The organism is Xanthomonas sp. NCPPB 3442, from assembly GCF_056725145.1.
Map to the genome: position 1 here is coordinate 4,231,833 of NZ_CM161514.1, position 21,553 is coordinate 4,253,385.

The window sequence follows — 21,553 nt, forward strand, 5'->3', positions numbered from 1 at the left end:
ACCGCGTGCAATCGCGAAAGCGCCGGATCGGCGACGCATCCGGCCGCGGCAGACCGGCTGCACTCGTTCGGCCGGCACCGTGCAGGCGTTCGGTAGCTGCTGCGTAGGTTGCGTGCACGCTGACGAATGCCGTAACCACTCGCCACCGCACCATGACGACAGGTTTGTCGGCGGATGCCCCGGCGTGTCGCTTAATCGGCCGCGATGGATGCGCCAGCGGTGCCGCGCGCACGTGCATGGTGCAGAAAACCGGCGCTACGGCGCGCAGCCAGTCACATCGCCACTAGCGCAATTGACCGTGGTCGTTGCGCACCATCCCGCGTTCCGGCGCGGCGGCGAAGCCCAGCAATTGCAGGCCGACGCCCAACACCGCGTCCTGCGCTGGATCGACACGCGACTGCAGCTGCCAGCGTCCGTCGGGCCACAGTTGCAGCTGTGCTTCGGCCTGCACGCCGGCGGGCAATGCGTTGTCGGGCAGCAAGGTCAGCACGGCGGTGTGATCCACGCACGTCGGCTGCCCGGACAAGCGCAGCGGCGGCAGACCGGGCAGCTCGCCCGCGCCGCTTGCCAGCAATTGCAGGCTGACCCGCCCATGCGCCTGCACGCAACCGGTGGCATCGAAGAGCAGATCCACCTGCTGCAGCTGCAACGCCAGATCGATCAGCGCCACGCCACCGGGCTGGCGCACCAGCAATTGGCCCTGTGCATTGCGTATGCCGCGTTGCGCCCCATCCACCAACAGCAGGTGCAGCTGTGTGGACTGCAACTGCACCTGGCGTTCGCCACGCACCAACGGCCAGAGCCGCGGCCGCACCGCCACATCGCCGAAGGCGATGCCTTGCCATTGCACCTGCCGCAACGTGCCGGCCCAGATCGGGCCCTCCACATCCAGCACCGAGAACGGCAGTCCCTCGCGCGGCAGCACCAGGCGCAACGGGACAAACGCCAGCAGCGCGACCCCCACCATCGACACCAAGAGCAAGGCCCAGCGCATGCGCGTCACGGTTCCGATTCCGCAAACCCGCAGCGTACGCGGAGTTGGCCCTGCTCGCGTGCCACGTGCAGTTGGGTCGGCGCCAGGCCGTGCGCCTGTCGCAACCGCTCAAGCCAGCCGAACAGCGTGGCGGCACTGACGGCCTCGATCTGCACCTCCACCCCGCCCGCGGCGCTGCGCTGTTGCGAGGTGATGTTGACGCCGGCATCGCGTGCGCTGCTTGCGATGATCTCGGCCAGAGCCGCTGGTCCCGGTGCGGCGGTGCGTCTGGTCGATGCCGCCTGTGCAGATGCATCGAGCACCAGCTGCGCAGCGTGGGCATAGCGCGCCCAAGCCCGGTCATGCCAGTGCCGCAATGGCATGTAAAGCGCATACCAGCCCACGAATGCCGCCAGTGCGGCGCACATCACACCCAGCATGCGCCGCTCACGCGGCGCCCGTGTCTGCCACCAGTACGTGCCGCGTTGCACGGATGTCTTCATCGCAATGGCTCCAGCGCCAACGGTGTCCGCATGCGACCGTCTTCGACCTGGCTGCTGCCCGGATCCACGTGCCAGCCGTCATCCGCAAGCCGCGCCGAGAGCTGCTGCAGGCTGGCGTCATCGGTGTGCAGCAAGGTCGCGCGCAACGGCTGTGCGGCGTTGTAGTCCAGCTGATCCAGTTCTGCCGCTGGAAGGGTATCGACTGCGCCGAACAAGGTGCTCAGTTGCACCGCCAGGCGATCGGTCGCCGTGCCGGCCTGCCGACGCGCCTGCAATGCGGCCGGCACCGCCGCTGCATCGCGCACACCCAACTGCGTGGCGGCGCGGGCCTGCAGTACACGCGCACCGATCTCGTAGCGCAAGGTCTGCGCCAGCAACAGCACCCCTGGCGATAGCAGCAGCAATGCGGCCAACACCGCCAGACGGCGCGGAGCGCGCCGTTGCTCAGCAGCGGCCTTGTTCGCGAACGGGTGCTGCAGGAGATCGATCGGCACGTGGGCAGCATTGCGCGCAAAGCAGGCAATGGACTGCGTCGGGTCGGGCACCGGCGGCACGGCCGGCACACGATCGCCCAACAGCAGACGCGCCGCCTCTGGCTCCAGGCTGCAGGCCAGCTGTGCGCCGCGGATCAGCCATCGGCCGTCCCAGTGCATCACCGCGACCGTCGCATCGGCACCGGGCTCCAGCAGCAGGCAATCCGGCACCACCGCATCGGGAACGAAGCCCAGTTGCGTTGCGCGCGCCAGCCAGTGCTGCATCACCACGCTGTCCACTGCGGCGACCAGGCGCGTGCCATCGGCCTCAGCGCCAGCGGCGATCACCACATGCAAGGCCTGCGCGTCGACAGCCAGATGCTCGGCCAATTGCAGGCGCGCAGCGGCCCGCGATTGCGCAATGCTGCGGCCAGGCAAACTCAACCAGCGCAGATGGACATCCACACCCGGCACCACCAGGAGGTTGCGCGTGGATGGCCCAGGCGGCGTGGCGGCCTGACCCATCGATTGCACTTGCCCCTGCGCGTCCACACGCACTGCAGTGGCTTGGGCGGCTGCATCGGCTGGCAGCAACAACAACGTGGTGGTCATTGGTCAGAACTCCATTGGCGCGCGACCAGTCGGACCCGGCCGGCCGTTTCCTGTTGCAGCAACGCTTCCAGCATGACCTGCGCGCCGGCATGGTCGACCTGGCTGTAGAGAGAGAAGTAGCGGGTGCGTAGTTCGAGCTGTTCCAATACCGCATTGGACAGCTCGGCCTGCATCAGCGCCGGCTGGCTGAGAAACATCCTGACATCGCGCCATCCTCCAGCCGGCCGTGCAGCGATAACGCGTCGCGCGGCCGGCAGCTCCAGCGCTCCTCCGGTCAACGCCACCAGCACCGGTGCATCGTCCAGGCGCAGCGTGTTGATATTGATCGGCGACAAGCGCCCCTCCGGCAATGCGCAGACATACGGCTGCAGTTGCGCGATCAATTGCGGCGTGTAACCGGCGATGGCGCGCAGTTCGCTGACGCCTGCCAGCAAGGTTGCACCGGTACGCCGCGGCGCGGCGACCTGCAGGTAGCGGTCGTCTTCGGCGCCGTGCACGCCCGGCTGTGTGTCGGAGTCGATCCAGTCCACCAATGCGTCGGTCAGCGCATACGCCTGTTGCGGGGCGATGCCCAACACCTGGAGCAATGCGCGATATTGGCGTGCTCCCTCATCGCTACGCTGCCATTGTTCGGGCGCACCAACGACCACGCTGTTGAGATTGAAGCAGCCGCCGCGATCGCGCAGGCGCACGCTCACCGCACCGTCGTCCAGCGGAAAGCGGACCGGCTGGTCGTTCCAGCCGCCGTCCAGCGTGGTGCGCAGCGGATCCCGCTGGGACAGCGCCTGCAAGCGCTGCCGCGCAACGGCCTCGCTGCCCAGGGCGTACCACTGCGCCTGCGTCATCGCCTGGCCATTGCCGCTGCGACGCAGACCAAAGCGCAGGTCTTCCAGCACGGCCGCCATCAGCAAGGTCATCACGGCAACCAGCAGCAATACCGTGAGCAAGGCCACGCCGCGTTGCCTGGCAGGTACGTGCAGTGCCATCACGTGCGCCCTTCCGGCAACAGGAACAGTTGGCGCACGCGCCCCCAGTGCTCCAGGTCCAGCTCCAGTGCGACCGCGTCCGGCAATGCTTCAAGCCCGCCGCTCCAGCCATCGCTCCACTGCGCCCGGTAATGGAATGCCACCGCCGCCGAACGCACGCCGCGCAACAGTACCTGCGGCGTGCCAGCTGCCGCGCCGTCGAGCGCAGAGCGTGCGCTGCGCTCCAGCCGCCCATCCACGACGCGGTATTCCACGTATTGCAGCGACGCACGCGGTGCCTGGTCCGGATTGCTCCAGCCACGTCGCACAAACCCGAACAAGGGCCCGTACGTTCCGGGTGCACTGGCGACAAATGCACTGCGTGCGGCGCTGCCCTCGCTGTTGCGGGTGCGGCGCACGGCCGCCTGCTGCAGGTCGCTGCGCAGCAGGCCATGGGCCAGTTGAAAGTCGCGAATCTGTTGCAGCCGCGCGCGCACGGCATCGCGCTGGTCGATGCTCTGCCGCATCACCACCACCGCAGCTGCGGCCACCAACGCGAACACCGCCAGGGCCACCAGCAATTCGATCAAGGTGAAGCCACGCGCGCGTTGCTTGCCGATCATTCGGCGCTCCGCAAGACATTCAGACCGGCAACTTCCTGCGCCTGGCCTGCAGGGCGCACGCGCACCTCGATTTGCACCAAACCTGCCGCGCCGGCCGGCATCGACTGGCGCTGCCACTCCCAGCTGCGCCCGCCGAGCACCACCTGCCCGTTCGCCGGCGCGCGGATCGCGGCAGCTGGCGTCAGCGTCGCCTCGATCGCCTGATTTTCCGCCACCACCGCGGCCAACGCGCGCTCCTCCAGCACCACGGCGGTGCGGGTACTCTCGCTGGAAAGGTTCAACAGGCCGACCACCGCCATGCCGAAGATCGCCAGCGCGACGATCAGTTCGAGCAGCGAAAATCCACTTGATGCGCGTGCATTAGCGAGATGGCGCATCGACCTGCACCACGCCTGCGGCATCTACCACGATCTGCATCTGCTGCCGGCCATCGCCCAACGCGATGCGCTGCGGTGTGGCCGCACCGGTGGGGTCGAAGCGCACACTTATGTGTCTGCTGTCGACAGGCAGCTGCGCCTGGATGCCCTGCGGCCAGCGGACCGCGGCAAATGGCGCTTGATCCAAGGCAACCCACTGCTGCTGGGCCTGACGACGGAAACCATAGCCGCCGGCATCGATGCTGACCTCCACCATGCGCAAACTCATGATCGCCTCGTCGCGTGCATGCATCAGCGCGCTGGCCAGGGTGTCGGCATGATCGTGCAGATCGCGCCGCGTATCCGGCAAGGTCATCACCGCCAACGTGCTGGCCAGCGCGGCAATGACCAACACGGCAAGCACCTCAAGCAAGGTGAAGCCACGCGCGCATCGGTTCGCCACGCGCATCGGCATGCGCGATGAACACGGCCTTGGAGGGCCCAGCATTGCAGACACGGCCGTCACTCAGCGCCAGTTGCCGATATCGGCATTGTCGGCATCGCCACCTTCGGCACCGTCTGCGCCAAACGAGTACACGTCAAAGCCGCCATGGCGGCCGGGGCGCCGGTATTGGTATGCATGGCCCCATGGGTCTTCCGGCAACCGGCGGATGTAACCGCCCTGCCGATAGCGCTCCGGCCGCGTCAATCCGACCGGCGGGTTGAGCAAGGCTTGCAGCCCTTGTTCGGTGCTTGGGTAGCTGAGGTTGTCCAGGCGATAGGTTTCCAGCGCCTGCTCCAATACCGCCACGTCGGCGCGGGCTTTTTCCACCATCGCGCGATCCTGGCTGGGCATCACATTGATCATCACCACCGTGGCGAGCAGGCCGATGATGACGATGACCACCATCAGTTCGACCAGGGTGAAACCACGGCTGCGTCGATGTGCCGTCAGCGAGCCAAGGCGTGCACGTGGATGGATGGACTGCATGACGATCTCCATGGATAAGCGGACGCGCTCAACCAAGCGCGAGGGTGTTGAATTGCAAGATGGGCAGCAGGATCGACAACACGATCACCGCCACCACGCCGCCGAGCAGCACGATGATGGCCGGCTCCAACAGGCTCATCGCGGCGGCGGTGAAGGTCTCGAATTCGCGCTCCAGGTAGTCAGCGGCACGCTCCAGCATCGGCGCCAGGCGTCCGCTGTTTTCGCCGCTGGAGGCCATGTACAGCAGCGTTGGCGGAAACACCCCCGCGCGCTTCATGGCCGCGGCCAGGCTGCCGCCTTCGCGGATCGCGGTGACCATGCCGTCGGTGGCCAGGCGTAACGCGCGGTTGTCCACGGTGCGTGCGGCAATCATCAGCCCCTCCATCAACGGCAAGCCGCTGTTGACCATGATGGCCAGGGTGCGCGCCATGCGCGCGGCGTGCAGATCGCGGAGCAACCGGCCCAGCAGTGGCGCACGCAGTAACGCGCGGTCCGCCGTCAGGCGCAGTGCCGGGCGTTTGAGCAGCTGCAACGCCGCAACCACCGCAATCACCAGCGCGATCAGCAGCGGGATACCGGCATGCAGCAGAAAATGCGACACGCCGATCACCGCGCGCGTCAGCCACGGCAGGGCACGGCCCATCGAATCGAACTGGTCCACCACCTTGGGCACCACGAAGGTCATCAGCACGATCACCACCGCACCGGCCGTCGCTGCCAGCGCCGCCGGATAGACCAATGCAGACTGCAACTTGCTGCGCACCTGTGCCTGGCGTTCGAGCAGATCGGCCAGTCGTTCCAGCACCTGCGGCAACGCACCCGCGCTTTCGCCGGCGGCCACCATCGCCCGATACAACGCAGGGAACGCCCTGCCCTGGCGTGCCATCGCATCGGACAGGCGGAATCCTTCGACCACCAATGCATGCGTCTGGCTGGTGACCCGACGCACGCCGCGGCGTTCGGACTGGGTGCCGATGGTGCGCAAGGCCTCTTCCAGCGGCGCGGTCTCCACCAGCGTGGCAAGCTGGCGGGTGAACAGCACCAGATCCTTGCCGCTGAAGCGCGCTGCGCGCCCGGCCGTGCTGCCGGCCGCGGCCGCAACTTCCACGCGCACCGGCACCCATTGCCGCTGTTCCAGCAGCGCACGTGCGCCGTGCACGCTGTCGGCACTGATGACGCCGTGCCGGTTGCGCCCATGCAGATCGAGCACGGTGTAATCAAACTGCGGCATGCGCGTCGTCCTGTTGGCGGGTCACACGCAGCGCTTCTTCCAGCGTAGTCAGGCCTTGCAGCACGGCAGCGCGTGCGGCATCGCCCAGCCGCGGCGCGCGTGCGAAGGCCACAGCAGCCAGCGCGTCTTCGTCGGCGTTGTCGCCGATCAAACGGCGCATCGCATCGTCTACCGCAATCGCTTCGTAGATGCCCACGCGGCCGGCGTAGCCGCTGTGGTGGCAGGCGTTGCAGCCCACGGCGGTGTAGATCACTGCATCGGCCGGCGCATCCAGCAGTTGACGCGTGCCAGTATCGATCGAACGCTCGCTACGGCATTGCGGGCACAAGCGCCGCACCAGCCGCTGCGCCAGGATCAGTCGCAGACTGGAAGCCAGCAAGAACGGCTCGATCCCCATGTCACGTAACCGCGTGACCGCGCCCACCGCATCGTTGGTGTGCACGGTGGAGAGCACCAGATGGCCGGTGAGGCTGGCCTGTACCGCAATCTGCGCGGTCTCGGTATCGCGGATCTCGCCGATCATCACCACGTCCGGGTCCTGGCGCAGGATCGCGCGCAGGCCGGCGGCGAAGGTCATGCCGACACGTGCGTTGACCTGGGTCTGGCCGACGCCATCGATGGCGTATTCCACCGGATCTTCCACGGTGAGGATATTGCGCGAGCCATCGTTGAGCAGGCGCAGCGCCGCGTACAAGGTCGTGGTCTTGCCCGAACCGGTGGGCCCGGTGACCAGCACGATGCCATTGGGCACCTGCAATGCGCGCTGCACGGTGTGCATCACCACAGGTGGCATGCCCAGCTGCGCCAGCGACAGCGTGCCCTGCTCCTTATCCAGGATACGCAACACCACCCGCTCGCTGCCGCGCGTGGGCAACGTGGACACACGCACGTCCAGTGCCTTGGCCCCCATCACCAGCGACACGCGTCCATCCTGTGGGATGCGTTTTTCGGCGATATCCAGCCGCGCCATCACCTTGACGCGCGACACCAGCAGCGGTGCGATGCGTCCGGGCAGCGTGGCTGCCTCGCGCATCACGCCATCCACGCGCAGGCGCACGCGCAGGCGCGACTCGTAGGATTCCAGATGCACGTCGGATGCACCCAGCCGCGCGGCCTCGGCGATGATGCCGTTGATCAAACGAATGATCGGCGCATCGTCCTGGCTGTCGAGCAGATCGGCGGTGGGAATGTCGTCGATCAACGAATCCAGGCTGCCATGCAGATCCAGCGCTTCCACCTGCACACCTTGCTCCAGCCCGGCATCGGCGTAGATCTCCGATACATGCCGGTCGAACACCGACGGCGCCAGCGTGCGCACCTGCAATGGCATGCCCAACGCGCGGCGCAACTCGATCAGGGCCTGCACATCGCCACCTTCGCGCAAACCGATCTGCGCGGTGGTGTCGCTGCCAAGCAGCACTACGCCGTGACGCTTGGCGAATGCATAGGAAATGCTGGCGCGGGCGCTGCTCATGGCATCAACGCTGCACGGGACGTGCGCCGGGCGCAGGTGGTGTTGCCGGTGCCGGCGCAACCGACGATGGACCGGCCGGCAGCTGCGGCGGCTGCGCACGCAAGTAGTCGCGCACCAGCGCATCCAGCGCCGCTTCCGGATCGCCATCGGCCAGCTGGCGCTCGCGCAGGTAGTTATAGCGTGGCGCGGTCATGCGCTGGGCATCGGCTGCATCGCGAATGATGGTAGGGCGAATGAACACCATCAGATTGGTCTTGTCGCGGTTGCGCGACTTGTGCCGGAACAACGCGCCCAGGCCGGGTACATCGCCAAGTAGCGGCACCTTCTCCACGGTCTGGCGGTCGTTCTGATCGAGCAGGCCGCCAAGTGCCACGATGGCACCGTTCTCCACCACCACGCGCGTTTCGATCTGGCGCTTGTTGAACACCAGCTCCGAGGATTGCGCGCTGACCGGCCCGGCAATGGCCGAGACTTCCTGCTTGATCGCCAGCGTGATGCCGCCGGCCGTGTTGATCTGCGGGCGCACTTCCAGCTCCACGCCCACGTCCTGGCGCTGGATGGTGCGGAATGGGTTGTCGTTGGCCGCACCGAGCACTTCGCCGGTGGTGATCGGCACTTCCTGGCCTACCAGGATGCGCGCCTGCTCGTTGTCCAGGGTCATGATCGAGGGCGTGGACAACAGGTTGGAGCCGGTGTCGCTCTTGACCGCGTCGATGATCATGCCGAACACCGCGTCGTTGCTTTGCCCGGCCAGGCCGATCAGGCCACCGCTCAGGCCCAGCAGCGATTGCGCAGCCACGTTGCGTGCCTGTTCCAGCACCGAATCGTCGTCGGCATTGCCGCTGCGCGTGCCAGCCGCCGCCGCAGCCAGCGGCACGATGCCTGGCGAGGCGCCGCTGTATTGCGTGGCGATCAGCGGCACCGTGCCATTGCGGCCAGCCAGCAGCAGCTGCACACCCAGGCGCTTGGCGGCGGTGTCTGAGATCTCCACCACGATCGCTTCGACCAATACCTGCTCGCGATGCACATCCAGCTGCCGGATCACATCCATCAAGGCGCGCTGGGTTTCCGGATCGGCATTGATGATCAACGCATTGGAGCCCGGGTAGCGCACGATCACCGGGCGCTTGCCTGCCGCCGGCGCGATCACCTGCGTCTGCGCCGCGCCGCTCGCCGCAGCCACGTCCAGCGCAGTGGAACGTGTGTCCTGCCCGGCCTGCGCCTCGTTGCCGGGCGTCTGCCCGACCAGCTGCTGCAGCACCGGCAGCAATTGCTCGGCACTGGCGTGCTGCAGGCGCACCACGCTCACGTCGCCGCGGCGCTCGGCGCGCCCGTCCAGATCGACTGCGGTGCGTACCACGCGCTGGACCAGTGCCGGGTCGCCACGCACGATCAAGGAATTGCTGCTTTCCACCGGTAACACCGACAACACATTGCTGCGCTCGCCGCCTTGCCCGAACAGCGAGGTCAGGGTGCGCGCCAGTTCCTGCGCCGAGCTGTTGCGCAGCGTCACCGTATCGATGGCCGCACGGTCGGTGTCGATCTGCGCCACCAACGTACGAATGCGTCGCAGGTTGTCGGCGTAGTCGGCAATCAACAGGCTGTTGCCTTGCGGCATCGCCATGATCACGCCACCGCGCCCGATCAGCGGCTTGAGGATTTCTGCCGCGCTGCGTGCGTCCACGCGCTGCAGGGTGAAGACCTGCGTTGCAAATCCCAGGTTGCCGTTGGCGGCGCTACCTGGCTGCTGCGCGGCGGTGTCGTCGGGAATGATGCGATAGGTCGATGGCCCGCTGGACACCGCAATCAATCCATTGGCGCGCAACACGGCCAGCAGCATGCCCAGCAGATCGGCTTCGGACATCGCCTGCGCGCGCGCCACGTTGACCGAGCCCTGCACGCGCGTGTCCACGATGAAGGTAATGCCGGTGGCACGCGAGACGTCCTGGATGAAAGCGCGCAGGTCCACGTCCTGCAGGCGCACGGCCGGTGCATCGGCGGCATGCAACGCAGTCATCGGCACCGCGGGCAGCGCGAGCAACAACGTGGCCGAGAGCAGCCAGAGCGGGCGAACAGCAGTCATTGCGGGCGCTTCAAGGTCATGGTGTGGGTCTGGCCGTCGCGGCGGTAGGTCAGCGTGGCGCTCTGGCCATCGCGCAATTCGTCCTGCAGCTCGCGCAGATGTTCTGCATCGAGCGTGCGGCCGTTGATCTGGGTCAGCACATCGCCCGGCGCCAGACCGGCCTGACGCAGCAGTGCGCCATCGCCGCGCGGCATGATGGTGAAACCGCCACCATCGGCGCTGGCGCGCAAGCCGGCACTGGCGAGCAGCTGCTGCGGATCGACGACGGTGGCTGCGCTCGCGCCTGCTGCCGTGGTGACATTCGATTGCACGGCTGCCGGAGCAACGGTCGGTGGGGTGGCGCTCGTTGCTGCAGGCCGGAGCGATGCACCCGCAGCAGATGCCTCGCTCAATGCAATGCGACGCACACTGCCGCCAGCGCGCAGCAGCGCATGATCGGTCGCGATCGCCTGCACCACCACGCCGGGCGCAACCGTGTCGCCTACGCGGTAGACGCCTTGCCGGCCATCGCTACCGCTGAGATAGGCCGCCGCCTGGGTGCCGCCAGCACGCACGCCGTGCAGCACCATGCCATCGCGATTGGTGTCGGAGGCGCTGCGATGGAACACATCGCGACGCAATGCGGACACGTCGAGAGTAGTGACGCGACCGCGCTGCGCAGTGCCCAACGGCCCGATCGGCGTGAGCACCAGCCACAACAGGCGCACACCTTGCAGCACCAGCAACGCAACCACGCAACACGCCACCGCCGTGCGAACGCCTGGCGCCAGCAACAAGGAATTCAACGAGGGCCAGGCGCGCTGCAAAGCGGACATCCGTCTCAGGATTTCGATTGGATGACAGAATGCGGCTGCAATGTGTCAGTTCGAAGAAACCGATGACACAGACCGACACACGGCGCCATACGACTAAACGCAAACGCCCGCCATGCAACGCACAGCGGGCGCTTGCGACACTGGCAACTGCACCTCAGATCAGAAGCGCGCTGTCACACTGATGTCATAGCTGATGCCAGGCTGGTAGGTGTACAGGTCCACCCGGTTGCTCCCTACCTTCTGGTACTCCTGGTACTTGGTCTTGAGCAGGTTACGCGCGGCAAAATTCACCGACACCGTCTCGCCGGACCACGTCAGGCCCTGCTTGATCACCAGATCCAGCGAGGTGCCCGGCTTGTCGATGTAATCCGGCTGCCCGGGGCGACCACGCGCGGACACCCGCTTGCCCACGTAGTTGGCGATCAACGTCGCCTGGCTGAGCGTGCGCTCGCTTTCCACCCCGATCTGCAGGTTGGCGATGTCATCGGACTGGCCTTGCAATGCCGAACCATCGCGGATGAACAAGGTCGCCTGCACCGGTGCGCTGAAGCCGAACGGCTGCACCGTATCGCCATCGCTGGCACTAACCTCGGACGTGGTTCGGGTGTAATTGCCGGACACGAACATGCGTTTGTCGCCCCACCAGTCGGCAGCGATCGGCAACTCCAGATACTTCTTGGCCTCCAGCTCCACACCGTACAGCGTCGCCTTGGGCGCATTGATGAAGCTCTGCACGATGCCGCCGCCGGGGGCGTCGTTGACGATGGCTTCGATCGGCTTGTCGATGTTCTTGTAGAACGCGCCGACGGTGACGTATTGGCCCGGTTCGAAGAACCATTCGTAGCGTGCGTCCAGATTGACCAGCTCGCTGTCGACCAAAAACGGGTTGCCGAAGAACTGGCGGTCGATGTCCGGGTCCAGATACTGCTGTGGCGCCATTTCGCGAAACTGCGGGCGTGCGATGGTCTTGGAAGCGCCAAAGCGCAGCTGCTGGTTCTCGGCAAAATTCCAGGTGACCGTGGCCGACGGCAGCGCATAGCTGTTGTGCAACGGTGCCACACCGTCCTGGCGCGTGCCGCTGAAGATGTCGTACGGATGCACCGCCTGGGTGGCGTCTTCGTAACGCACGCCCGCCGTGGCGCGCAGCGTCGGCATGATCTCGCCCTCTGCCTGCAGATACGCCGCCTTGACCTTCAAGTTCGCGTCGTAGGCAGCCGCACCGAAACTACCGGTGGTTTCGCGCAGACGCAGCAGATCGTTGCTGAGGTTGTAATCGGAGAACAGATAATCCACGCGCTGGTACTGGTTCAGGAACGGCAGCGGCCCGTCCAGCGCCAGGAAACGGAATTCGCGGCTCCACGCGCTGCGGTCGTTGTCCAGATAGGCCAGCCCGCCCTTGACGGTGAGGTCGTGCTCCATCGGCAAGCGCCAGGTGACATCCACGCCACCGCTGGCCACCTTGTCGTCGACCTTGCTGAAACGCGTGTAGTTCTGCACGCGTGAGGCATCGTGCGCCCAGTAGCCGTCCAGCCGCTCGTAACGAATCCCGGTTTCGTAAGGCACATCGCGGCTGGCGTTGGCCACTGCAGCGCGCCATTCGATCTTCAGGTCGTCGTATTCGCCGAAGGCGTGCGTGCCGCGTAGTTGGTTGTTGATCAACTGCCGCGCGTACCACTCGGTGTTGTCGTCGCGCACGTCGAAACCTGCCAGTTCGTCGCGACCGGCGCGGCTGCGCGCCACCTTCAAGGTGTCGTGCACGTAGAGCGTGGTCCAGCCGATGGTATGCCGGCCATATTCCCACCCTAGCCCCAGCATGCCGTTGCTGCGCACGTTGTTGCGGGTGGTGGCGAAGTCGTAGTTGGAATTGAACTCGACGCTGTCGCCGACAAAGATGCCGTCCTGCTGCTTGCCGGTGCGCGTGCGCCATTCGTTGTCGTAGCTGGCCACCGCGATGATGCCCAGCTTGGCCTCGCCCACATCCATGCTGTAGCCGGCGCTGCCGCCGACATTGACGTCCGGAGCGATGCTGTCCTTTTCCTGCAGCACATACAGGTTGGCATCGTTCAAGCTGCGCCCGATGCGACGGATGTCCTCGCGCGAAAAGCTGCCCAGATCGACTCGGCGGCCGGTCCTGATCGCATCGCGCAAGGCGGTAGGCTGCTTGCGGATGCCATCATCAAAACCCCACTCGTCATCGTCGGAGCCGTAATAGGTCAGGCCTTTTTCGCCGGTGCTGACGCTGTTGGCCCCACCACCCACGGTCAACGACAGGAACGGCGTGTCGGGGATTTCCATCGATTGCAGATCGATCACGCCGCCGCCGAATTCGCCCGGATAATCGGCCGAATAGGTCTTTTGCACGGTCACGCTGGCCAGCACATCGCTGGGGAACAGGTCCAGCGGCACCACGCGCTGCATCGGCTCTGGGCTGGGCAGCGGCGAACCGTTGAACAACGCAGACGAATAGCGCTCGCCCAGACCGCGCACATACACATACTTGCCGCGCGACAGGCTCAGCCCGGTGACACGCGTCAGCGCCACCGCGGCGCTGCTGTCGCCGGTGCGCTCCATGTCTTCGCGCGTCACGAACGAGGCCACTTCGGAGGTATGCAGCATCGGCTCGGGAATGTAGTCGCCACGCACCACGACCTGGTCGAGTTGCTTGGGCACACTGGTACTGGCCGCGCTGGACGTACTGCTGCCGGCGTCGGCGTCGCTGGTGGTCGACTGCGCCATGGCGGCGCCGGACATCAGCAAGGTGGAAATGGAAAGAGACAGGCCCGTCCGCGAGAGACGGGCAACAGCAGAGGTTCGCATCGTGGGAGCCCTGGCAACAGAAAGATGAAGCTGGACGCATCGCACGGCGACCGATGGCCGCCGTGCGATGCCATGCCTCAGCAGGGACGGTCGGCGGTCAGCCCGCAGGTCCAGCCCTGCCACCACGTATCGTTGGCATCGCGCACGCCACCGATGTAGTTCACCTGCTGGAAGAAGCTGCTCACCCCGTTCAGGCCCTGGAACGCCGGTACTGCCGATTCATTGGCGCCATTGACGAAGGTGTTCTGCAAGGTGGACACGCCGTTGGCGACATTGTTGGTGCCGGCTGCGAACTGGCTGGCCGCACGCGCGTCGCTGCCGAAGGCCGTCGGGCAGGCGAAGAACACCGAGTTGAAGGTGCCGAGCGTGTCGGTATCGGCCAGGTTGAAGCACACCAGGCCATCACCGGTGCCGCCGGCTGGGCGGGTGACCACCGAGTTGTAGAACGCGGCCTGGGTGCCCTGGTTGAGCATGATCGCCGCACCGGCGCGCGCGTTGCCCACGTAGGTGAAGTTGGCCACTTTCGGGCGCGAATACGGCTGGCGGCGCAGGCTGCTCCACTCGTTCATGCGGTCGCCGCCACCGGCGCGCTGCACCACGATGCCGAACTGCAGTGCACCGCTCCAGCCAGCATCGGTATCCAGCGAATCGTCGTCGGCACCGGTGATGACCAGGTGGCTGCCGTTGACCGTCCCGCCGAACCATTCGATGCCGTCGTCGGAGCTATTGTGGATCTGCACATAATCCAGCTTGGTGCCGCTTCCCACGCCCGCCAGGGTGATGCCCTGCAATTCGTTGTTGGGCGAAATTTCGAAGCCCGAATACATCACGCGCAGGTAGCGCATCGACCCGCTGTTGTCGGTAGCGTTGTTGCCGCCATAGAACGCGTTGGTCCCCTCGACCTGCGCCTGACATTCCGGCGTCCCCGACACCGTGGTGCCCGGGCAGTTGTTGATCGCCGCGCGCCCCAGCACCACGATGCCGCCCCACAGGCCGATGGTATTGGCACTGACCGTGCTCTCCAGCGCCTGACGTGCGGTGAAGACGATCGGCGCAGCCGCACTGCCTTCGGCAAAGATCTGCGAACCGCGATTGACCACGATGTAGTCGCTACCGGCCGACCCGAACAGGGTCACGCCCGGCTCGATGGTCAAGACACCCTGCGTGCTGCCGGCGGCCGGTGCGGTGGCGTTGCCGCCGCGGTCGGTGCCGACATTGACGCGGCCGCTGATCGAGTAAACGGTGCCCGCGCGCGCCGGCACCACCAGGTTGCCGTTGATGGTTTCCGGCAACTGGCAGGCGCGTAGCGTGTTGTTGGCGATGGTGCCGACGTTGGAAAAACCGCTCGGGCAATCGGCGGCCGGACCGCTCGGTGCGGGTGCCGGCGTTGGTGCAGGCGTGGGCGCCGGCGTCGGTGTGGGGGCCGGTGCCGGCGGGAATGCGCCTTCACCTGGCGAGGCGACACGGTCGGCTCCGCCACCACAGGCCGACAGCGCCAGTGCGGTACCAAAGGTCATGAGAAGTGTCTTGCTGCTGTTGCGAACGGCCATGCGGCTGATCTCCAGGTCAAAGGTCGGTATGAAGAGGAGTCGTCAAGAATTGGTGGCGTTCCGCGCACTGCAGTGGCGAGCACGTTCAAGATCCCCGTCACTTTTATAGAGGGCATCTGTTTCATTTGTCTTACCACGACATAATTGACATACCAATGCCACATGCCGACATGCACTGTAGAGCGATGGCACACACCGATATCCCGACCCCGCTGGCCGACTGGATCGTGGCGCAAGCCGTGGCCGGCCATCCGCCCGAGCAAGCGCTACAGCCGCTACTGGATCAGGGCTGGAACGAACAGGACGCCATCGATGCGGTCGAGGCACTGGTCCGTGCCCACATCCGGCAACACGCGCAAGCGAACGGCTTGCCGATGCCGGTGCGCGTGCCCGCGTTGCAACAAGACGCCGATGCCTCGCTGCTTGCGTTGGGCGACCGCGATGTGCGCGTGTTGGTCAGCCTGTTGCTGCCGCGCGTGGTGGTACTCGGCGGCTTTCTCTCCGACGAGGAATGCGATGCATTGATCGCCTTGGCCCAGCCGCATCTGGCGCGCTCGCGCACCGTGGACAATGCAAACGGAGAGCACGTGGTGCATGCCGCGCGCACCAGCGACAGCATGTGCCTGCGCCTTGGCCAGGATGCGCTGTGTCAACGTATCGAAGCGCGCATCGCGCGCCTGCTCGACTGGCCAGTCGATCACGGCGAAGGGTTGCAAGTGCTGCGCTACGCCACCGGTGCGCAATACCGGCCGCATTACGATTACTTCGATCCGGACGCAGCCGGCACCCCGGTGTTGGTGCAGGCCGGCGGGCAACGCGTCGCCTCGCTGGTGATGTACCTCAACACGCCAGAACGCGGTGGTGCGACGCGTTTTCCTGACGCGCATCTGGATGTCGCTGCGGTCAAGGGCAATGCAGTGTTTTTCAGCTATGACCGCCCGCACCCGATGACACGCAGCCTGCACGCCGGTGCGCCGGTATTGGCTGGCGACAAGTGGGTGGCCACCAAGTGGCTGCGCGAGCGCGCAGTGCGCATGCCCGGATAAGCACCGCAACACCGCGCCGGCGGGATCGACCCCGTCCGCCGCCAGCGCGAAGCGACACGGCACCTGCATCGCCTGCGTGCTGCGGCTGTCGGATGCAGCACCATTGGCTGTTGGCTGTTCCCCACGCCGCGAGCGGCGCATCGCCGACACGCAAGCGGCCCATCAGGCGTTGCAACACGATCACTTGCTGACCGTCCCCAAAGGCGGCAGCAGCGCGACGCGAATTGAATTTGTCAGAATATGTTATAACATGTCATTACTGACACGATTCCATTAGCCCGCAGGTATTGCCCGCTTCATGAAGATCCATTCCCTCGTGGCGACTGTCGCCGCTCTGCTGTTTGCGGCCGACGCACGCGCGCAGTCCTCCGATTCGGCGCTGACGCTCGGCAAGGTCGACGTCCATCAGCATCACGAAGGCCAGCTCAGTGCGCATCAGGTGCTGACGTCGGTGGATGTCCTGGGCGCCGACCAGATCGAGGACAAGAACGTGTCCTACAGCTGGGAATTGCTGGGGCAGATGCCAGGCATGCAGTTGACCGAAACCCGTCAGGGCGCCGAATCGGGCAAGGTCAGCTTCCGCGCCTTCAACGGCGAGGGCTATCTCAATGCCATCAAGACCCTGATCGACGGCATTCCCAGCAACGTCAACAGCGGCAATCAGCGCTTCATCGACATGCTGTTTCCGCTGGAGATCAGCTACATCGAGGTGGTGCGTGGCACCAACGATCCGCGCTATGGGCTGCACAACATCGGCGGCAACATCAACTTCGGCACCCGCCAGGGCGGCAGTTACACCGATGCCCGCGTGGCCTACGGCAGTTACGCCAGCCGCGATGCGCAGATCGCGATAGGGCGCGAACGCGACGGATTCGCGCAGAACTACTTCATCGGCGCACAGGCGTCGGATGGCTATCGTGCGCACGATCGCTCCAGCAAGCATGTGCTGGGCGGCAAATGGTTCTACGGCAGTCTCGACGACGGCATGCGCATCGGCCTGACGGCACGCGCGTACCGCACCAAGGCCGACGAGCCGGGCTTCATGACCGCAGCAGAGTTGCAGGCGGATCGTCGCAACTCGGACCGCCGCAACCGCAACGATGGCGACGACCGCGACATGCAGCAGCTCGGCGTGCATCTGGACCTGAAACTGACCGATACCCTGTTCCTGGGCAGCAAGCTTTACTACAACCGCTACGAGGACGATCGCCGGGTGACCTTCAGCGACCTGCCCACCGGCAATGCCCCGCGCCAGCGGCGGCGCTGGAACGAAACACAGGTGGGCATGCTCAACACCCTGACCTGGCGCGCCAACGACCTGCTGACCTTGGAAGGCGGCATCAACTACGAACATCAGGACAATGCGTACCGGCGCGAACGCTTCAACTATGCCGAGCCCACCGACTTTGCCGCAGTGCCAGCGCGCATCCAGAACGACGACCGCTATACCTTCGACAATTGGGGCGCCTACGTACAGGCCATCTATCAGCCGGTCGAGGCCCTGAAGCTGGTGCCGGCCTATCGCGTGGACCGCTTCGACGGCGACACACAGCTACCGGGTGCGGTGCGCGCACCGCTGCAGCGTTACGGCAGCATCGGGCAGCCCAAACTCAGCGTGATCTACGCCCTGACGCCCAGCACCAACGTGTACGCCAACTGGGGCCGTACCTTCCAGGTGTTGACCGGCTCCACCGCCCCGGCCTATCTCACCCCAGGGCAAGCCGGCATCCGCCCTTCCACCAACACCGGCGTCGAGCTGGGCATGAAATTCAGCCCATTTGCAGGCAGCCAGGCGCGTATCGCCGTCTGGCAACAGGATGCGGAAAACGAGGTATCGAACATGCCGGCCACCGGCACCACCGTCACCTTGGGCAAGACGCGTCGCCGCGGCGTGGATGCGCAGATCAGCGCACAGCTGGGCGATCGCTGGACGCTCTGGGCATCGCATGCCTACCAGGAAGCCAGGATCACGCGCGACGACCGTGCCGCCGCGCTTTCGCTGCAAGGCAACGAAGTCATCGCCACGCCCCGCTACATCAGCAACATCGGCGTGGACTACCGCGCGACCGAGGCGCTGCAACTGGGCCTGCAGGGACGCGCCCAGGGCGACTACTACCTCGAAGAGCGCAACGTGGCGGGCAAGTACGGCGGCTTTGCAACGCTCGACCTCACCGCGCGCTATACGATCAACCCGAACTGGAGCGTGGACGTGCAGGTCCGCAATGCCACCGGTCGCGAGTATGCCTACGTGTGGTACGACAGCTTCTTCTGGGCACAGGCGCAGCCCATGTTCTCGCCAGCGGCCGGACGGCAGCTGTATCTCGGGCTGAGAATGAAGCTGTAACGCCGCGGCAGCGGTGGCGAGGTGCGAACCACGGGTCCGCGACGCAGCGTAGCGGCTGCACAAGCCGTCATCGCCAAGCCGGCACCTGGCGCCCCGCCGCGGCTTAGGCACGCTGCTTGGCGCATGCGGTCCTGGCGTACGATGCTTCAGATCGCTGCGGATATACGCTGCCAGGTTGATCAGGATCGCGTCGCCGCCTGGCTCCGTTTACGGCAGCGGGCAGGCGCCTGGCCTGCCGAGACATCGTTCCGTCACCGTCGCCGCTGTCCAAACAGGCGCCGATCGATCCGCAACATCACACATCGCAACGGCGTCCATGCCAGACAGAGCCCGGCGAGAATGCCCAAGGTATCGGCCAATGCATCGTACGGGTCGGCGCTGCGATTGGTGGTCAGCGCGCCTTGCGCGATTTCGATGCCGATGCCCAGCAACACCAATCCGAACGCAGCGAACGCCAGCGCGCGCCGGGTCGCAAACAACTGCACCGCTCCCCAGCACAACAACGCGAACGTAATGAAGTGCTCGGCCTTGTCGCTGTTGGACGGCAACTCCGGAAACTCCGGCGGCGGCCCCAGGCACACGGCAATGACCACGACGATTGCCGCGATCCACACGCCCACCCACAACCGCGGCCGGTGAAACGGCCGGAGTGCCGAACTCACAACCGCCATGTGAGATCGCCGGACAGGAATGCCGGGGCAAAATCGACATCGCGCGAGAAGCCCATCACCTGGAAGCGCTCGCCCATCTCGCTGGGCAGCGTCAGCCGCTTGATCTGTTCGCGCAGACGCATGCGCCCCACTTCATCGGTGCGCGTATCGGCCTGCGCCAACAATGCGTCCAGCCCATTGCCGAGCAGGAAGCTTGCTTGCGTGCAATACCCGGCCAGCTCGAAACCTGCGCCGGTGCCTGCCTCGGCCAACGCGGTGAAGTCCACCGATGCGGTCAGATCCTGCAGGCCCGGCCAACGGTAGAGATCTTCGTGCATGCGATGCCGGTAAAACGCACGCAACGTGCCGTCCTCGCGCTGCGCACGATAGAACTCGCCGCGCGGGTAACCGTAGTCGACGAACAACATCGCGCCACGCTTCAAACCGCCGGCTACCGCCTGGATCCAGTACGGCAACTGCGGCAGCAACTCGGAGCGATAGCCATCGGCGAACGGCTGCTCCAGATAACGCTCCAGGTGACGCACGGCCGCGCTCAGCAACGCATCGGCCGGTTGCTCGCCGCGCGCGAAGTGCTGCTGGGCATCCAGCACCACGGTTTCTTCATACACCTGCCCATCGCGCAGTGCGAAACGCGGCGTGGGCAAGGCGTCGATGACTTCGTTGGCAAACAGCACGCCATCCCAATCGTCCGGGAACGGCGCATCCAGCCATTCCACCAGATCGAACACCGGCGGAATCAGGCTGCGCCCCAACCGCTCGCGTTGACGTTCGCGCAGGTCGGCGCTGGGCTCCAGGATCGCGTAACGCTCGGGCAACGCGTCCAGTTCCAGCAGCCGCTTGAGCGTGACTTCGGCAAACGCGCCGCTGCCGCCGCCCACTTCCAGCACCCGCGCTTGCGGCCCTAGCTGTTGCAATACCGGCGCCAACGCGCCGGAGACGGTGGCCGCAAACAACGGCCCCAATTCCGGGGCGGTGACGAAATCGCCGGCCTCGCCGAACTTGCTGGCGCCGGCGCTGTAGTAGCCCAGGCCAGGCGCATACAGCGCCAGCTCCATGAAGCGCGAGAACGGGATCGCACCGCCGGCGGCCTGGATTTCGGCGCGCACATGCGCAGCCAGCCGGTCGCTGTGGGCCAGCGCGTCCGGATCGGGTGTGGGAAGGTCGGCGTGCATGCGGGCACCGGTTGCGGGGACAATGCACAGGATAGCCGAGCCCTCCGCAACGCCGAGCGAGTACGCCATGACAGACAGTTCCAAGGTGGTGTTGATCACCGGTGCCGCCCGCCGCATCGGCGCGCAGATCGCCACCACGCTGCACGCTGCCGGCTACCGCGTTGCACTGCACGCACACCGTTCCGCCGAGGTGCTCGACGCACGCGTGGCCGAACTGTGCGCCCAGCGTGCCGGCAGCGCATATGCCTTGCACGCCGATCTGCGGTTGCCCGACGCACCTGCGCAGTTGGTGGCCGACTGCGTCGCCGCGTTTGGTCGCCTGGATGGGGTGGTCAACAACGCCTCGGCGTTCTACTCCACCGCCATTGGCGAGGCCACTGCAGCGCAATGGGACGAGTTGTTTGCGGTCAATGCACGCGCGCCGTTCTTCATCGCGCAAGCGGCCGCCGCACAGTTGCGCCAGCGCCGCGGGGCCATCGTCAACCTCACCGATCTGCACGCGCAGGCGCCGATGCGCAACCACCCGCTGTACGGCGCCTCCAAGAGCGCGCTGGAAATGCTGACCCGTTCGCTGGCGCTGGAACTGGCGCCGCACGTGCGTGTCAACGCGGTCGCGCCTGGCGCCATCCTGTGGCCGGAAGAAGGCAAGTCCGCCGATGCCAAGCAGGCGTTGCTCGCGCGTACGCCGCTGGCGCGCATCGGCACGCCGGAGGAAATTGCCGAAGCGGTGCGCTGGTTGCTGGACGAGGCCAGCTTCGTCACCGGCCATACCCTGCACGTCGATGGCGGCCGCCAGCTCAGTTGAACGACGCTTCCGGGGCCTGCGCACTTTCGCTGCAAAGGGACGCCCCCCG

Annotated in this window: 19 protein-coding genes; 3 read left to right on the forward strand and 16 right to left on the reverse strand. The window is 66.0% G+C overall.

The features are described 5' to 3' along the window. Positions 1-283: 283 nt before the first annotated feature. The 14 genes from gspN to AC1POX_RS18435 form a co-directional block, all read right to left on the reverse strand. Positions 284-994, reverse strand: a complete 711-nt coding sequence (gene gspN, locus AC1POX_RS18370) for a type II secretion system protein N (protein ID WP_122273285.1) — start codon at positions 992-994, stop codon at positions 284-286. A 5-nt stretch (positions 995-999) separates the two neighbouring features. Continuing rightward, positions 1,000-1,476 carry a type II secretion system protein GspM gene (gene gspM / locus AC1POX_RS18375; protein ID WP_071117851.1) on the reverse strand — a complete coding sequence of 159 codons (477 nt, stop codon included), beginning with the start codon at positions 1,474-1,476 and terminating at the stop codon, positions 1,000-1,002. Further along, positions 1,473-2,561 carry a type II secretion system protein GspL gene (gspL, locus tag AC1POX_RS18380; protein ID WP_014089356.1) on the reverse strand — a complete coding sequence of 363 codons (1,089 nt, stop codon included), beginning with the start codon at positions 2,559-2,561 and terminating at the stop codon, positions 1,473-1,475. Before gspL ends, gspM begins: the two co-directional genes overlap by 4 nt. Beyond that, the gene (gspK, locus tag AC1POX_RS18385; protein WP_071117853.1) at positions 2,558-3,547 is read right to left on the reverse strand and encodes a type II secretion system minor pseudopilin GspK; all 990 of its coding nucleotides are present in this window, start codon (positions 3,545-3,547) and stop codon (positions 2,558-2,560) included. Before gspK ends, gspL begins: the two co-directional genes overlap by 4 nt. Continuing rightward, a complete protein-coding gene (gene gspJ / locus AC1POX_RS18390; RefSeq protein WP_277573329.1) occupies positions 3,547-4,149 on the reverse strand; it encodes a type II secretion system minor pseudopilin GspJ in 603 nt (200 codons plus the stop codon). The genes gspK and gspJ overlap by 1 nt, the downstream gene beginning before the upstream one ends. Then, positions 4,146-4,526 carry a type II secretion system minor pseudopilin GspI gene (gspI, locus tag AC1POX_RS18395; protein ID WP_372356454.1) on the reverse strand — a complete coding sequence of 127 codons (381 nt, stop codon included), beginning with the start codon at positions 4,524-4,526 and terminating at the stop codon, positions 4,146-4,148. The genes gspJ and gspI overlap by 4 nt, the downstream gene beginning before the upstream one ends. Then, entirely contained in the window at positions 4,510-4,974 is a 465-nt protein-coding gene (locus tag AC1POX_RS18400; protein WP_033479187.1) for a GspH/FimT family pseudopilin, read from the reverse strand. Before AC1POX_RS18400 ends, gspI begins: the two co-directional genes overlap by 17 nt. A 57-nt stretch (positions 4,975-5,031) precedes the next feature. Further along, positions 5,032-5,496, reverse strand: a complete 465-nt coding sequence (gspG, locus tag AC1POX_RS18405) for a type II secretion system major pseudopilin GspG (RefSeq protein ID WP_014089352.1) — start codon at positions 5,494-5,496, stop codon at positions 5,032-5,034. A gap of 28 nt (positions 5,497-5,524) precedes the next feature. Further along, positions 5,525-6,727, reverse strand: coding sequence for a type II secretion system inner membrane protein GspF (gene gspF / locus AC1POX_RS18410; protein WP_029818640.1), 1,203 nt, complete (start codon positions 6,725-6,727; stop codon positions 5,525-5,527). After that, a complete protein-coding gene (gene gspE, locus AC1POX_RS18415; RefSeq protein ID WP_481108589.1) occupies positions 6,714-8,201 on the reverse strand; it encodes a type II secretion system ATPase GspE in 1,488 nt (495 codons plus the stop codon). Before gspE ends, gspF begins: the two co-directional genes overlap by 14 nt. 4 nt (positions 8,202-8,205) lie before the next feature. Further along, positions 8,206-10,284 carry a type II secretion system secretin GspD gene (gene gspD, locus AC1POX_RS18420; RefSeq protein ID WP_372166447.1) on the reverse strand — a complete coding sequence of 693 codons (2,079 nt, stop codon included), beginning with the start codon at positions 10,282-10,284 and terminating at the stop codon, positions 8,206-8,208. Next, positions 10,281-11,099, reverse strand: a complete 819-nt coding sequence (locus tag AC1POX_RS18425; RefSeq protein ID WP_372356456.1) for a type II secretion system protein N — start codon at positions 11,097-11,099, stop codon at positions 10,281-10,283. The genes gspD and AC1POX_RS18425 overlap by 4 nt, the downstream gene beginning before the upstream one ends. Before the next feature lie 159 nt (positions 11,100-11,258). Further along, complete coding sequence (locus tag AC1POX_RS18430; RefSeq protein WP_372356457.1) at positions 11,259-13,916, reverse strand: TonB-dependent receptor domain-containing protein; 2,658 nt, start codon at positions 13,914-13,916, stop codon at positions 11,259-11,261. Between the two features lie 77 nt (positions 13,917-13,993). Continuing rightward, positions 13,994-15,466 (reverse strand): hypothetical protein, encoded by a 1,473-nt coding sequence (locus AC1POX_RS18435; protein ID WP_031421017.1) that lies wholly within the window; start codon positions 15,464-15,466, stop codon positions 13,994-13,996. Between the two features lie 185 nt (positions 15,467-15,651). On the opposite strand from AC1POX_RS18435, the gene AC1POX_RS18440 reads away from it, so the two are divergent. Continuing rightward, positions 15,652-16,512 carry a 2OG-Fe(II) oxygenase gene (locus tag AC1POX_RS18440; protein WP_372356458.1) on the forward strand — a complete coding sequence of 287 codons (861 nt, stop codon included), beginning with the start codon at positions 15,652-15,654 and terminating at the stop codon, positions 16,510-16,512. Between the two features lie 298 nt (positions 16,513-16,810). Beyond that, positions 16,811-18,856 carry a TonB-dependent receptor gene (locus tag AC1POX_RS18445; protein WP_372356459.1) on the forward strand — a complete coding sequence of 682 codons (2,046 nt, stop codon included), beginning with the start codon at positions 16,811-16,813 and terminating at the stop codon, positions 18,854-18,856. Positions 18,857-19,107: 251 nt separating this feature from the next. On the opposite strand, the gene AC1POX_RS18450 is transcribed toward AC1POX_RS18445, so the two are convergent. Beyond that, positions 19,108-19,527: a VanZ family protein gene (locus AC1POX_RS18450; protein WP_218488928.1), complete on the reverse strand. Its 420-nt coding sequence runs from the start codon at positions 19,525-19,527 to the stop codon at positions 19,108-19,110. After that, positions 19,515-20,768: a class I SAM-dependent methyltransferase gene (locus AC1POX_RS18455; RefSeq protein ID WP_029818631.1), complete on the reverse strand. Its 1,254-nt coding sequence runs from the start codon at positions 20,766-20,768 to the stop codon at positions 19,515-19,517. The genes AC1POX_RS18450 and AC1POX_RS18455 overlap by 13 nt, the downstream gene beginning before the upstream one ends. Here AC1POX_RS18455 and AC1POX_RS18460 point away from each other — a divergent pair. Beyond that, positions 20,767-21,504, forward strand: coding sequence for a pteridine reductase (locus AC1POX_RS18460; RefSeq protein WP_218498730.1), 738 nt, complete (start codon positions 20,767-20,769; stop codon positions 21,502-21,504). The genes AC1POX_RS18455 and AC1POX_RS18460 overlap by 2 nt on opposite strands. Positions 21,505-21,553 lie beyond the last annotated feature (49 nt).